The sequence below is a fragment of the Streptomyces sp. NPDC001868 genome, assembly GCF_040297125.1.
GTDB lineage: Bacteria > Actinomycetota > Actinomycetes > Streptomycetales > Streptomycetaceae > Streptomyces.
Window position 1 is genome coordinate 173553 of sequence record NZ_JBEOYO010000009.1, and the last position, 11867, is coordinate 185419.

An 11867-nucleotide genomic window follows, 5' to 3' on the forward strand; every position below is an offset into this window, starting at 1 on the left:
GGTCAGCGGCGCCGGTGCCGTTCCTCCACGGCGACGGCCGCCGCCGCGACGGCCCCGAGGACCGGGACCGCCAGCGGCGCGACGAACCAGGCGGAGCAGACCACCACGGCCAGTCCGCCGACGAGCAGAAAGGAGCCGGCGGGGTCCAGCACGGTCCGCCGTCCGGCCGCGCCGAGCAGGGCCCGCCAGGTGGTGCCGGGCCGCCAGACCGCCGCCGCGCGCAGTCCCGCGACGACGGCACCGATCAGCGCGAGCACCCCGATCGCGCCGACGAGCGGCCCGCCCGGAATCCCGGCGCGTACGGCCTGGACGTCCACCCAGACCGCCGCGAGCGCCGCCCATCCGGCGAGCCCGACGAGCCAGCCACCGCGCACCGCCGTCCGGAAGTCGGCCACGAACTCCCGCCAGCCCCCTGCCTCATGAGCCGTACGACGCCTCAGATGCCGGGAGCCGGCGGCGAACGCGGCGGGGTACGTCACCAGCGGCAGCGAGGCCAGCGCGATCCACACCCCGGTGAGCAGACACTCGGCGAACAGCGCGAACCGCTCGGCGAGCACCGACTCCCCACGGGGTGCGGCGTCCTTCGCGCGGGCAGGGGCCTGGGCCATGTCAGCTCACCTCAGCCCTTCAGTCCCGAGGTGGCCATACCGTCGATCAGATAGCGCTGGAAGGCGAGGAAGAACGCGAGCACCGGCAGCAGCGCCACCAGCGACATCGCGATCATGCCGCCGTAGTTGGCCACGGCGTCCTGGTCCACGAACATCTTCAGCCCGAGCGAGACGGTGTACTTGTCGGGCTCGTTCAGATAGATCAACGGGCCCATGAAGTCGTTCCAGGCGTTGATGAAGGTGAAGATCGCGCTGGTGATGAGCGCCGGCCGGCACAGCGGCAGCACGATCGACCAGTAGATCCGGAAGTGCCCGCAGCCGTCGAGCCGGGCCGCCTCGTCCAGTTCCTTGGGCAGGTTCCGCATGAACTGCACCATGAGGAAGACGAAGAACGCCTCCGTGGCCAGGTACTTCGGCAGCAGCAGCGGGGTGTAAGTGTTGATCATGTCCATGTTGCGGAACAGCACGTACTGCGGGATCAGCAGCACGTGGTAGGGCAGCAGGAGCGTGCCGATCATCAGGGTGAAGAGCAGATTGCGGCCCGCGAATTTGATCTTCGCGAAGGCGTAGGCGGTCAGTGAGCAGGACACCAGGATCCCGATCACCGAGCCGACTGCGAGGAAGAGCGAGTTGAGGAAGAACGTGGAGATCGAGATGTCCGCGATGCCGTCGGCGAGGCTCGTGTAGTTCGAGACGATCGGGTCGGTCGGGAAGAGGTCCAGGCTGCCGATGACCTCCTCGCTCCTCTTGAACGAGCCGCCGATGACCCAGATCACCGGGTAGAGGATCACCGCGAGGATGGCGAGGGACCCCAGGTGCCAGGCGAGGGAGCCGGGCAACTTGCGCCGGAGGGCACCGGCTTTCGCGGACGGGGCCGGTGCCTGGGCCGGGGTGATCTCGGTGGCCTGTGCGCTCATCGGGCACCCTCCTCGTAGTGCACCCAGCGCTTCTGGGACCAGAACAGCACCGCCGTCACCAGGGCGACCGCGACCAGCAGCATCCAGGCCATCGCGGAGGCCAGGCCCATCCGGCTGTTCTCGAAGCCCTGGACGTACAGATAACAGGTGTAGACCATCGAACCGTCCGCCGGACCGCAGGCATTGCCTCCGGCGCCGCCGCCGACGATGTACGCCGAGCTGAAGATCTGGAAGGAGTGGATCGTCTCCAGCAGCACGTTGAAGAAGAGGACCGGGGAGATCATCGGCAGGGTGATGCTCCAGAACCGCCGGAAGGTACCCGCCCCGTCGACCTCGGCCGCCTCGTACAGCTCGCGCGGGACCTGCTTGAGACCGGCCAGGAAGATGACCATGGGAGCGCCGAACTGCCAGACGGTGAGCGCCACCAGGCTGTAGATGATCATGTCCGGGTCGCCGGTCCAGCCGCCGACGTCGATCCCGAAGATCTTCTGCGTACGGTCGACGATCGCGTCGTCGGAGAAGATGGCCTTCCAGACGATCGCGATGGAGACACTGGCCCCGATCAGCGACGGCGCGTAGAAGGCGGCCCGGTAGAAGGCCTGCCCGCGCCGCTTCTGGGCCAGGAGCAGCGCCACACCGAGGGCCGCGAGCAGCTTGATCGGCGTACCGACGACGACGTACCAGAGCGTCACCCGCACCGAATGCCGCCAGCGTGGATCGGCGAACATCTCGGAGAAGTTGTCGAGGCCGATCCAGCGGGGCGCGTCGAACAGGTTGTAGTCGGTGAAGGCGAAGTAGAGCGAGGCCGCCATCGGGCCCGCCGTCAGCAGCAGGAACCCGGCGATCCACGGGGACATGAAGAGATAGCCGGCCAGGGTCTCCCGGCGGCCCCGCCGCTTGAGCGCGGCGGGGCGGGGAGACTTGGCCGGACGGTGCCGCGGCTCGGAGTCCTTGGTCAGGTCCTCCATCGCAGGGGCGTGTGTCACGGCGGTTCCCATCAGCTGCCGAGAGCCGTCTTCGACTCGGTGAAGAACTGCTTGACGGCGTCGTCCACCGACCGCTTGCCCATGGCGAGCTCCTCGGCGATGCGCATGAACCCGGCCTCGCAGATGTCCGCGCCGTTCGGATGCGGGGTGATGGGCTCCAGGACGCCCGCCTCGACGAGGGACTCCTCGTACGCGGCGATCGCCTTGTTGACCGGGTCGGTCGGCTGGAACGCGTCGTACTGGGCCTGTGTCGCGGGCACACCCCGGTCGTAGCCCATGATCTTGGCGACCTCGGGCTCGTGCACCATGAAGTCGATGAACTGGGCGACCTCCTTGGGATGCTGGGTGCGCTTGGACGCGCTGAGCATCAGGGAGCCGAGGTACTGGCCGGTCTTCTTGCCGTCCGTGGTCGGGATGGGCGCCAGGCCGTACTCGCTCTTGCCCTCGGAGGTGTAGCGGACGGTGAAGTTGTCCCAGGTGAACTCACCGGCGGCGAGTTCCGCGGCGACGGCCGACTTGGGCTTGATCTGGGCGACCTTCTTGGGGTCGGCGAAGATGCCTTCCTCGATGCCCTTCTCGGCCTTCGTCCACCAGGCCTTCAGATCCGCCTCGGTGAAGCCGAGCCCGTCCTCGGTGAAGAACGCCTTGCCGTTCTGGCGCAGGTAGAGGTCGTAGAGGTACATGACCCCGTACATGCCGCTGTCGCCGGCGCGGCCCGCCTTCTCCCGGATCTTCTTCATCGCCGCGTCGAAGTCGTCCCACGTCCAGCCCTGCTCCGGCTTCACACCGGACTTGGTGTAGACGGGCTTGTCGATGACCAGGGCCATCGAGTTGGAGCCGACCGGGACCCCGAGCAGTTTTCCGTCGACCTCGCCGAACTTCTCCAGGCCCGCTCTGAAGCCGTCCATCGAGAGGTTGCCGGCCTCGACCTGTGCGCTGAGATCGAGCAGGACATTCTTCGCGTCGTATTTCCGCAGGAACCCGACGGCATTCTGGAAGACGTCCGGCGGATTTCCACCGGAAGCCTGGGTGTTGAACTTCTTCCAGAAGTCGGTGTAGACCTGGAAGTCCGTCTTCACCTTGATCTTCGGGTACTTCTTCTCGAAAAGCGCGATGGTCTTCTTGATGCGCTCCGCGCGGTCCTCGGCGCCCCACCACGCGTAACGGATCGTCACCGTCCCGTCCCCCGAGCCGCTGCCGCCGCCACAGGCCGTGGCCGTCGCCCCCAGTCCCGCGACGGCCAATGAGGCTCCCGCCGCCTTGAGGACCGTTCGCCTCTCAACGTTCCTGTTTTGCTGCATGGTTGAGCCTCCCCGCGACGCCGAGTCCCGCGCCATGAATCGTTTCAAGTAAGCGCTTGCTGGCACAAGGTACGGAGACCCTCAGGAGACGTCAATGATTCGGACAGGAATTGATGGAAAGCGGGGTCGCCGCCGCACCGGGCGAGCCGACGTCGCAGCTGACAGCCGGTCAACCGAAAGCCCAGGTAAGGGAGTTGCGGTCGACGGGTCGAACGCGCCAGGGGCCGCCTGGCACCTGCCGGACGAGACTGAAAGGAGTCAGTGGGGCGACACCCGGCACCTCGCGCCGAGCCCCCTCCGGAGCACGGCGGGCGGCCCGGGAGCGAGTCCCCCGCGAGGGCGGTGAAGCACCGGATCCGGCCGTTCGGGAGCCGGAGCCGGAAGCGTCATCTCAGCCCCGCGCGACCACCGCCGCCCTTCGCCGATCACCGGCCCTCCGGGAGCCGCACGGCTCGGCCGGCACCCCCGAACACCTTCGTGCGCCCACGACGAAAACGACCCGGTCCACGGAAACCGTGGACCGGGTCGTCATCATCCGGTGGGCGATACTGGGTTCGAACCAGTGACCTCTTCGGTGTGAACGAAGCGCTCTCCCACTGAGCTAATCGCCCGGACGCAGAGAGAACATTACCCCATGTCAGGGGTCGCCTACGACCACCTTCGAAAGCCCCCGGGCCGCCCGGCCGGGCTCACTGGTCCTTGATGTTCCAGGGCATCTCGAGGCCGAACTTCCAGACGTAGACACCGACGAGAACGGCCACGATCACCAGGCCGATCGTCGTCAGAATGATGTTGCGGCGCCGGACCTTCGGATCGAGGGCGCGCTCGGTGGCCTCCGTGACCTTCCGCTTGGTCCAGCGGAGCACCAGCTGGGCCCAGACGAACTCGGTCGCCCAGATCGCCATGCCGCCGAAGATCACGAGCCAGCCCGGGCCGGGCAGCGGCAGCATGATCACGCCCGCGACCACCACCGCGAGCCCGACGATGAAGATGGCCACCTGCCAGCTCAGATGCAGCATCCGCCGCGCTTTGACGAATTCCGGCGCACGAGATCCGAGCCGCGCGTCCTTCTCGGCCTCGTTCTCGGCCACATCGGCCTCACTGTTCGCTACGTTTGTGTCACTCTTCGTTCCGTCGGCCGCCACGGCGACCTCCCCCGTTCCGTAACTCCCCGTGTCCATACGGCCAAACCCTACCGGAGAGAAACCGGTCACCGGAATGGTCGTACCCACAGAAGACGGTCTCGGCCGGATGAGCTACCAAAAGCGACGCAAAACTCCCAGAGGGGTTTACAACGGCACCGTAGGTGGCATGTCGATTTCGCCGACGTGCGAATCCCCGAGCGCACACTGAGCGAAAGGCCTTGGCGCTTATGAACACCACGGTCAGCTGCGAGCTGCACCTGCGCCTCGTTGTGTCGAGCGAGTCCTCACTGCCTGTTCCCGCGGGACTGCGGTATGACACGGCCGATCCCTACGCCGTGCACGCCACCTTCCACACCGGAGCAGAGGAAACGGTCGAATGGGTGTTCGCCCGCGACCTCCTCGCCGAGGGCCTGCACCGGCCCACCGGCACCGGCGACGTCCGTGTCTGGCCGTCGCGCAGCCACGGTCAGGGCGTCGTGTGCATCGCCCTGAGCTCCCCGGAGGGCGAAGCCCTTCTCGAAGCCCCGGCGCGGGCCCTGGAGTCCTTCCTGAAGCGCACAGACGCCGCCGTGCCACCCGGCACGGAGCACCGGCACTTCGACCTCGATCAGGAGCTCTCGCACATCCTGGCCGAAAGCTAGGGCGAGGCCCCACAGAGCCGCCCGGCGCCGTCCACTCGGGGAGACGGCTCGGGCCAAGACAACCGAATACGGCTTCAGGCCGACCCAACGACGCCGTCGTCGCGGACCTCCGCGCGGCGGCGTCGCCATGTCGTGACCGAGCGCGACGGCCTCCGGGCACGAATCGGGCCCCTGGCCCGTTCCGCTCGTACCAGGGGCGCTCCAGCCCGGTCCACACCGGTGCATCGCCTCGTCGAGCGATTACCATCGGCCAGCATCGGCGGGCGCCCGCCCGACCCTCGCAGGCCAGGGAGCGAAACGTGCTGATCACCCACGACACCCGGTGTTCCCTCGACGCCGTGGTGGATCTGGTCAACACCGCGCCGGACGACGACACGGCGACCGACGGTCTCGCGACCCTCGCGGCACTCGCCGAATTCGTACGGAACCACGAGGTCAGCGATGTCGGCGAGCTGTCGGAGTTCGACCTCGCGGCCGTGCGCAAGGTCCGCGGCCGGTTCGCGGAGGTCTTCGCGGCCCCCGACGCGGGCTCGGCCGCCTCGGTCATCAACGATCTGATCGCCGCGGCGGGCACCACGCCCCGGCTCACCGATCACGACGGCTACGACTGGCATGTGCACTACTTCGCGCCCGGCGCGTCCCTCGCCGACCATCTCTCGGCCGACTGCGGCATGGCGCTCGCCTTCTTCGTCGTCGCCGGGGAGCAGGAGCGGCTGCGCCGCTGCGAGGCCCCCGACTGCCGGCGCGCCTTCGTCGACCTCTCCCGCAACCGCTCGCGCCGCTACTGCGACAGCCGCACCTGCGGAAACCGCCTGCATGTGGCCGCCTACCGGGCACGCCGCAAGGAGGCGGCGGGCTGAGGCGGCCGGCGAGCGGCGAGGGTGGTGCACGGGGACTGACGGAGCCCTCGACGGGTGACGTCAGGGGCTCCGTTTACGGCTCAGAGCATCAGCAGATCGTGCAGTGACGCCATGAGCAGCAGGCAGCCGATCACCGCTAGGAAGATCATCAGCGGTGGCTGTGAGAGCGCGAAGAGACAACCTCGCCGCTCCTGTGGTGGAACGACAGTGTCGCTCTGTGTTGTGTCCAGCATCTCGCCGCGATGATGACGCAGCGGAGACCCTCCGCGCGATCAACCGACCCGGAATGACGGAGAGTTCGCCAATATCCACAACGTACGGAGCGAACGTGATCACTTCGGCGCCGCCGCCCGACCTTCTGTGTCGTTTCAGTCCGAGGCGCGCCGGCGCGCCGACCGCGGTGCTTCTCCGGGTCAGATCCCGTGCTTCTTGAGGATCGCCTCGATGTCGCTGAAGTCGTCCGCGCCGGACTTCCCCGAATCGGCGGGCCGGGGTGCCGCCGCCGGGCGGGCCGCCGGCCGTGAACCCCGGCCCAGCGAGGGCGCGGAGGCCGCCGGGGCTATCGCCTCGGTGCGGGACGCCTCGGCCTCCTTGCGGTTCTTGCCGGTGCCTCCGCGGCGGCGCTCCACGGCGCGGGTGGTCATGAACAGGAACCAGGCGGCGCCGAGCACACCGAAGCCGGCCCACGCGGTCGGACTGAACGCGGTGTCGGCCACCCACTCGACGACCCCGGTCATCACCAGACCGAGGGGCACGAGGGAGTAGGCGGCGATACGAGTCGCCCTGAGGAATCGCTTCCGATACGCCGTGATGGCGGCGATGCCCAGGCCTGCCGCGGCGACGGCGGCACAGACTGTCTCGGCGATCATCCGGTCCTCCAGGCAGTGCTCGGGCGGGCGGTCTCGTTCCGTCCCTTCCATCCTGCACCGCCACCCGTCCGATATGCCATGGTCCAGGGAGACCTCAGGAACATCTCGGGGTCGTCTCGGGGTCGTCTCGGGGTCGGCCCCACTTCCGGGAAGCTGGGAGACTGATCTCCATGAGCGACTCCTCCCCCGTGCCGTCCGCCGTCGTCCTGGACGTCTGGTGCGAACTCCAGTGTCCCGACTGCCGCGGCGCCCTGACCGACCTCCGCGCGCTGCGGGCCCGCTACGGCGACCGGCTCGACGTACGGCTGCGGCACTTCCCGCTGGAGAAGCACAAGCACGCATTCGCCGCCGCGCAGGCCGCCGAGGAGGCCGCGGAGCAGGGGCGGGCGTGGCCGTACGTCGAGGCCGTGCTCGGGCGGGTCGAGGAGCTGGGCCGGACCGGCGAGCCGTTCCTCGTCGAGGTGGCCCGTGAACTCGGTCTGGACGCCGAGGAGTTCGACACCGCGCTGATCGACGGCCGGCACATCCTGATCGTCGACGCCGACCAGGCCGAGGGCAAGGCGATCGGGGTGACGGGCACCCCCACCTATGTCATCGGCGGCGAGCGCCTCGACGGCGGCAAGAGCCAGGAGGGGCTGCGCGAGCGGATCGAGGTGATCGCCGACCGGCTGCTGGCCGGGGGCGCCTGACCGACCGGGCGCCTCCCGGCGGCCGTCAGAGCAGGGGCTTGGAGAGATGGTGGGCCGTCGTCTCGTAGCCGAGCGAGTCGTAGAGGCATTCGGCCCGGACGTTGCCCGCGAAGACGTTGAGCGCGATGGCGGGCTTCCCGGCCGCCACCGCCTGGGCCTCGGCCAGCAGCATGAGCGTACGGCCGTGCCCCCTGCCCCGATGGGCGGCGTCCGCCTCCACGTCGTACACGAAGGCCCTGTCCTCGGTCAGCCACAGCCACAGGGTGCCGACTCTGGTGCCCTCGTGCTCCAGCACGCTGCACAGGTTGTCCGGGGAGGCCGGTCCTTGCGGCAGACACCGCTCGTAGTCCTCGGCGGCCCGCGCGTACGCCTCCGCCTCGGGCACGCCACGGGTGATCAGGTCCTGCGCGTAGCCCTCCAGCCCGGCGTCCTTCCACGGCCCGTACTCGGCCTCGGTCATGGGCCGGCCGCGGCTGCCCTCGGGCAGTTCGGGCGGGGTGCCGTCGAGTGTCTTGCGCATGTTCCGGTTGCGCAGGACGTAGCCGAGGGACTGGGTCAGCCGCAGCGCGGGCTCGGCACCCGCCGGGACGGACACCTCGATCCGCCGGCAGCCCCAGCACCGGGCCACCTCCTCGGCGGCGAGCGCGGCGACGGTGGCCCGGCCGCGCCGCCGGTCCGGTTCGTCGATCCGCAGGTGCAGGATGCGGGCGGCCGTGGACCCGGGGTCGGGGCGCGTGGCGAGGTGTATCTCCCCCACGGGACGGCTGTTCACGCACACCTGGTAGCGGCGCGAACGGGACCCGTCGGCGGCGTGCTGAAGCGGCTCGATGGGCCGCAGGGTGGTGGTCATCAGGGGTGTTCTACCCGCTCCGGACCGCCGGGGCAGCCCAATAAAGGCGGCTTTTGAAGCCGCCTCTACGGATCGAGGTCGGCGCCGGAGCGCTCGTCGAAGACCCGCATCGCCTTGGCCGTCACCGGGCCCGGGGTGGTGGAGAGTGCGCGGGCGTCGACGCGGTGCACGGACTGCACGTCGCGCAGGCTCGACGTCAGGAAGACCTCGTCGGCGCGGTCCAGGACGTCCAGCGGCAGATCGGTCTCGCGGGCGCCGGTCCACTCGACGACGAGGGCACGGGTGATGCCCGCGAGGCAGCCGGAGGCGACCGGCGGGGTGTGGATCTCGCCGTCGAGGACGACGAAGACGTTGGAGCCGGTGCCCTCGCAGAGCTGTCCGACCGTGTTGGCGAACAGCGCCTCGGTGGCGCCCTGTTCATGGGCGCGGGCGAGGGCGACGACGTTCTCGGCGTACGAGGTGGTCTTCAGGCCGGTGAGGGCGCCGCGCTCGTTGCGGGTCCACGGGACGGTGATCGCGGCGGTGGAGTCGGCGCGCCGGACGGTCTCGCCGAGGGCGACGACGAGGGTCGGGCCGTGGTCGCCGCGGTCGGAGCCGAGCGGGGAGACGCCGCCGGTGTAGGTGATGCGCAGTCGGCCGAAGGCCACCGGGTTGGCGTCCAGGACGGCGGAGCAGGCGCGGCGCACCTCGTCGAGGTCGGGCTCGGGCAGGCCGAGTCCGCGTGCCGAGCGGGCCAGCCGGTCGAGGTGGCGGGTCAGCGCGAACGGCCGCCCGTCGACCGCCTTGGCGGTCTCGAAGACGCCGTCGCCCACGGTCAGTCCGTGGTCGAGGACGGAGACACGGGCGGAGTCGATGTCCTGCAGTCCGCCGTCGAGCCAGATCTTCACGTAAGGGTCCTCCCACTCGCCTCGTACGTTCCCGACGCTACCGCGAGCAGTCTGGCGGCCTTCAGCTCGGTCTCCCGCCACTCGGCCTCGGGGTCCGACCCCCAGGTGATGCCCGCGCCCGTACCGAAGCGCAGCTCGCCCGCCGCCCGGTCGATCCAGAAGGTACGGATCCCGACGGCCAGCTCTCCGGTGCCCCGGTCGGCGTCCACCCAGCCGATGCCGCCGGTGTACGGGCCGCGCGGGGCGGTCTCCAGGGCGTCGATGATCCGCAGGGCGCTGGACTTGGGCGCGCCGGTGACGGAGCCGGGCGGGAAGGCGGCGGCGATCAGCTCGGGCCAGCCGGCGTCCTCGGGCAGTTCGCCGCGGACGAGCGAGACGAGGTGGACCAGGCCGGGGTGCTTCTCGACGACGCAGAGGTCGGGCACGGTCACGGTGCCGGTGGCGCAGACCTGTCCGAGATCGTTGCGCACCAGGTCGACGATCATGACGTTCTCGGCGTAGTCCTTCTCCAGGAGGTCCGCCTCGGTGCGTCCGGTGCCCTTGATCGGGCCCGACTCGACGACCCGGCCGTCGCGGCGCAGGAAGAGTTCGGGGGAGGCGGTGGCGATCTCGACGCCGCGAGCCGGGAGGCGAATCGTTCCTGCGAAGGGGGCCGGGTTGCCTCGGGCCAGCAGCGCGGTCAGCGCGTCCACATCTGCGTCCGGGGCGACGGGCGCGGACAGCACCCGGCAGAGGTTCGCCTGGTACACCTCGCCGGTGGCGATGTGCTCGCGTATCCGACGGACGCCCGCCGTGTACGCGGCGCGGTCGAGGGACGACGTCCAGTCACCGACACCCGGCCCGTGCCACTCCCCCGGCACCGGAGCGGGCGCGGGTTCGCGACGTACGTCACCGAAGCGCGCGCACACCAGGCCGCCCTCGTAGTCCGCGCACACGGCCCAGAAGCCGGAGGAGTCCAGGGCGGTGGCGTCGCTGGTCACATCGGTGAGGCCGGTGGCCACGAGGTCGCCGAAGCGGGCGAGCGGAGGGAGGTCGGGCACACAGTCGAGTCTAGGACGGGTGCCCCGCGGGCGGCCCCGGACGGGTCTCGGACTGGACGCACCGCAGCACGCTGCACAAACGCGTTTTTGTGCTGGCCCCGGAATCCGCTAGAGTTCAACTCGTCGCCGGGACGCGGAAGCGGGCCGGAACCGACAAGCGGACGTAGCTCAGTTGGTAGAGCGCAACCTTGCCAAGGTTGAGGTCGCCAGTTCGAACCTGGTCGTCCGCTCGCAGGAAAGTGGGGGATCCACGCGACCCCCGCGCTCCTGGTGGAGTGGCCGAGAGGCGAGGCAACGGCCTGCAAAGCCGTCTACACGGGTTCAAATCCCGTCTCCACCTCCAAGGACGATTAGCTCAGCGGGAGAGCGCTTCCCTGACACGGAAGAGGTCACTGGTTCAATCCCAGTATCGTCCACTGAGGCCTTCTGGCTTCTGGAGCCGTACGAGCCGTATGGCTTCGCCCCGCGCGATTAGCTCAGCGGGAGAGCGCTTCCCTGACACGGAAGAGGTCACTGGTTCAATCCCAGTATCGCGCACGCAAGATCCACCGCCTCCGGGCTGTGATCCCGAGGACGATTAGCTCAGCGGGAGAGCGCTTCCCTGACACGGAAGAGGTCACTGGTTCAATCCCAGTATCGTCCACACGCACCGAGCCCCCGGCCGTCTCGTACGGCCGGGGGCTTCGTCGTGTGCGGGGCGCGGGTGCGCCCCGGACGCGGCTCAGCTGGAGAACAGCATGTGGCCGAAGCCGCGGTTGTGGTGACCGTGGCCCCCGTGATGGCCGCCGTGGTGACCGCCGTGCGGGGCGCCCCAGGCCGGAGCGTTGTGGCCGCCGCCCGCCGGGTACTGCGGCGCGACCGGCGGCGGGGGGACGGCCGGGCCGCCGCCGTACTGGCCCTCCAGACGGGTCAGCGCTTCCAGCTCGCCGTAGTCGAGGAAGATCCCGCGACAGCCGCTGCACTGCTCGATCTGGACGCCATTGCGGTTGTAGGTGTGCATCGGCGCATGGCACTTCGGACACTGCATGTGCATGATTCGGGTCAACTCCTCGGCGTTCGTTACCGCTTCGCTGC

At 69.5% G+C, this 11867-nt stretch carries 14 protein-coding genes and 6 tRNA genes; 8 read left to right on the forward strand and 12 right to left on the reverse strand.

What is annotated here, in order from left to right:
* Window positions 1-2: 2 nt before the first annotated feature.
* The 6 genes from ABT147_RS14135 to ABT147_RS14160 form a co-directional block, all read right to left on the reverse strand.
* Window positions 3-608 (reverse strand): hypothetical protein, encoded by a 606-nt coding sequence (locus tag ABT147_RS14135; RefSeq protein ID WP_351405485.1) that lies wholly within the window; start codon window positions 606-608, stop codon window positions 3-5.
* An 11-nt stretch (window positions 609-619) separates the two neighbouring features.
* Window positions 620-1525: a carbohydrate ABC transporter permease gene (locus ABT147_RS14140; protein ID WP_351405487.1), complete on the reverse strand. Its 906-nt coding sequence runs from the start codon at window positions 1523-1525 to the stop codon at window positions 620-622.
* A complete protein-coding gene (locus ABT147_RS14145) occupies window positions 1522-2523 on the reverse strand; it encodes a carbohydrate ABC transporter permease (protein ID WP_351405489.1) in 1002 nt (333 codons plus the stop codon). Before ABT147_RS14145 ends, ABT147_RS14140 begins: the two co-directional genes overlap by 4 nt.
* Window positions 2523-3812 carry an ABC transporter substrate-binding protein gene (locus ABT147_RS14150; RefSeq protein WP_351405491.1) on the reverse strand — a complete coding sequence of 430 codons (1290 nt, stop codon included), beginning with the start codon at window positions 3810-3812 and terminating at the stop codon, window positions 2523-2525. The genes ABT147_RS14145 and ABT147_RS14150 overlap by 1 nt, the downstream gene beginning before the upstream one ends.
* A gap of 539 nt (window positions 3813-4351) precedes the next feature.
* Window positions 4352-4423, reverse strand: a tRNA-Val gene (locus ABT147_RS14155).
* A gap of 78 nt (window positions 4424-4501) precedes the next feature.
* The gene (locus tag ABT147_RS14160; RefSeq protein WP_351405630.1) at window positions 4502-4993 is read right to left on the reverse strand and encodes a TIGR02611 family protein; all 492 of its coding nucleotides are present in this window, start codon (window positions 4991-4993) and stop codon (window positions 4502-4504) included.
* A gap of 191 nt (window positions 4994-5184) precedes the next feature.
* Between ABT147_RS14160 and ABT147_RS14165 the strand changes: the two genes are divergently transcribed.
* Together ABT147_RS14165 and ABT147_RS14170 are read left to right on the forward strand one after the other, a co-directional pair.
* A complete protein-coding gene (locus ABT147_RS14165) occupies window positions 5185-5598 on the forward strand; it encodes an SsgA family sporulation/cell division regulator (protein WP_004002642.1) in 414 nt (137 codons plus the stop codon).
* Window positions 5599-5897: 299 nt separating this feature from the next.
* Entirely contained in the window at window positions 5898-6458 is a 561-nt protein-coding gene (locus ABT147_RS14170) for a CGNR zinc finger domain-containing protein (protein WP_351405493.1), read from the forward strand.
* An 80-nt stretch (window positions 6459-6538) separates the two neighbouring features.
* Here the strand turns inward: ABT147_RS14170 and ABT147_RS14175 are convergent, their stop codons facing one another.
* A complete protein-coding gene (locus tag ABT147_RS14175; protein ID WP_351405495.1) occupies window positions 6539-6691 on the reverse strand; it encodes a hypothetical protein in 153 nt (50 codons plus the stop codon).
* Window positions 6692-6871: 180 nt separating this feature from the next.
* On the reverse strand, window positions 6872-7327 hold the full coding sequence (locus tag ABT147_RS14180; RefSeq protein WP_351405498.1) for a hypothetical protein: 456 nt from the start codon (window positions 7325-7327) through the stop codon (window positions 6872-6874).
* Between the two features lie 170 nt (window positions 7328-7497).
* On the opposite strand from ABT147_RS14180, the gene ABT147_RS14185 reads away from it, so the two are divergent.
* Window positions 7498-8016 (forward strand): DsbA family protein, encoded by a 519-nt coding sequence (locus ABT147_RS14185; RefSeq protein ID WP_351405500.1) that lies wholly within the window; start codon window positions 7498-7500, stop codon window positions 8014-8016.
* A 25-nt stretch (window positions 8017-8041) separates the two neighbouring features.
* On the opposite strand, the gene ABT147_RS14190 is transcribed toward ABT147_RS14185, so the two are convergent.
* The 3 genes from ABT147_RS14190 to ABT147_RS14200 all read right to left on the reverse strand — a co-directional run bounded on the left by ABT147_RS14190 (window position 8042) and on the right by ABT147_RS14200 (window position 10793).
* Complete coding sequence (locus ABT147_RS14190; RefSeq protein ID WP_351405502.1) at window positions 8042-8866, reverse strand: GNAT family N-acetyltransferase; 825 nt, start codon at window positions 8864-8866, stop codon at window positions 8042-8044.
* Between the two features lie 65 nt (window positions 8867-8931).
* Window positions 8932-9753 (reverse strand): aminotransferase class IV, encoded by an 822-nt coding sequence (locus ABT147_RS14195; RefSeq protein WP_351405504.1) that lies wholly within the window; start codon window positions 9751-9753, stop codon window positions 8932-8934.
* Window positions 9750-10793, reverse strand: a complete 1044-nt coding sequence (locus ABT147_RS14200; protein ID WP_351405506.1) for a chorismate-binding protein — start codon at window positions 10791-10793, stop codon at window positions 9750-9752. The genes ABT147_RS14195 and ABT147_RS14200 overlap by 4 nt, the downstream gene beginning before the upstream one ends.
* A 157-nt stretch (window positions 10794-10950) precedes the next feature.
* Here ABT147_RS14200 and ABT147_RS14205 point away from each other — a divergent pair.
* The 5 genes from ABT147_RS14205 to ABT147_RS14225 all read left to right on the forward strand — a co-directional run bounded on the left by ABT147_RS14205 (window position 10951) and on the right by ABT147_RS14225 (window position 11436).
* A tRNA-Gly gene (locus ABT147_RS14205) sits at window positions 10951-11023 on the forward strand.
* Between the two features lie 39 nt (window positions 11024-11062).
* A tRNA-Cys gene (locus ABT147_RS14210) sits at window positions 11063-11136 on the forward strand.
* 1 nt (window position 11137) lies between these two features.
* Window positions 11138-11209, forward strand: a tRNA-Val gene (locus ABT147_RS14215).
* Window positions 11210-11258: 49 nt separating this feature from the next.
* A tRNA-Val gene (locus ABT147_RS14220) sits at window positions 11259-11330 on the forward strand.
* 34 nt (window positions 11331-11364) lie between these two features.
* Window positions 11365-11436, forward strand: a tRNA-Val gene (locus ABT147_RS14225).
* Window positions 11437-11514: 78 nt separating this feature from the next.
* On the opposite strand, the gene ABT147_RS14230 is transcribed toward ABT147_RS14225, so the two are convergent.
* Window positions 11515-11820: a TFIIB-type zinc ribbon-containing protein gene (locus tag ABT147_RS14230; protein ID WP_351405632.1), complete on the reverse strand. Its 306-nt coding sequence runs from the start codon at window positions 11818-11820 to the stop codon at window positions 11515-11517.
* Window positions 11821-11867: the final 47 nt, after the last annotated feature.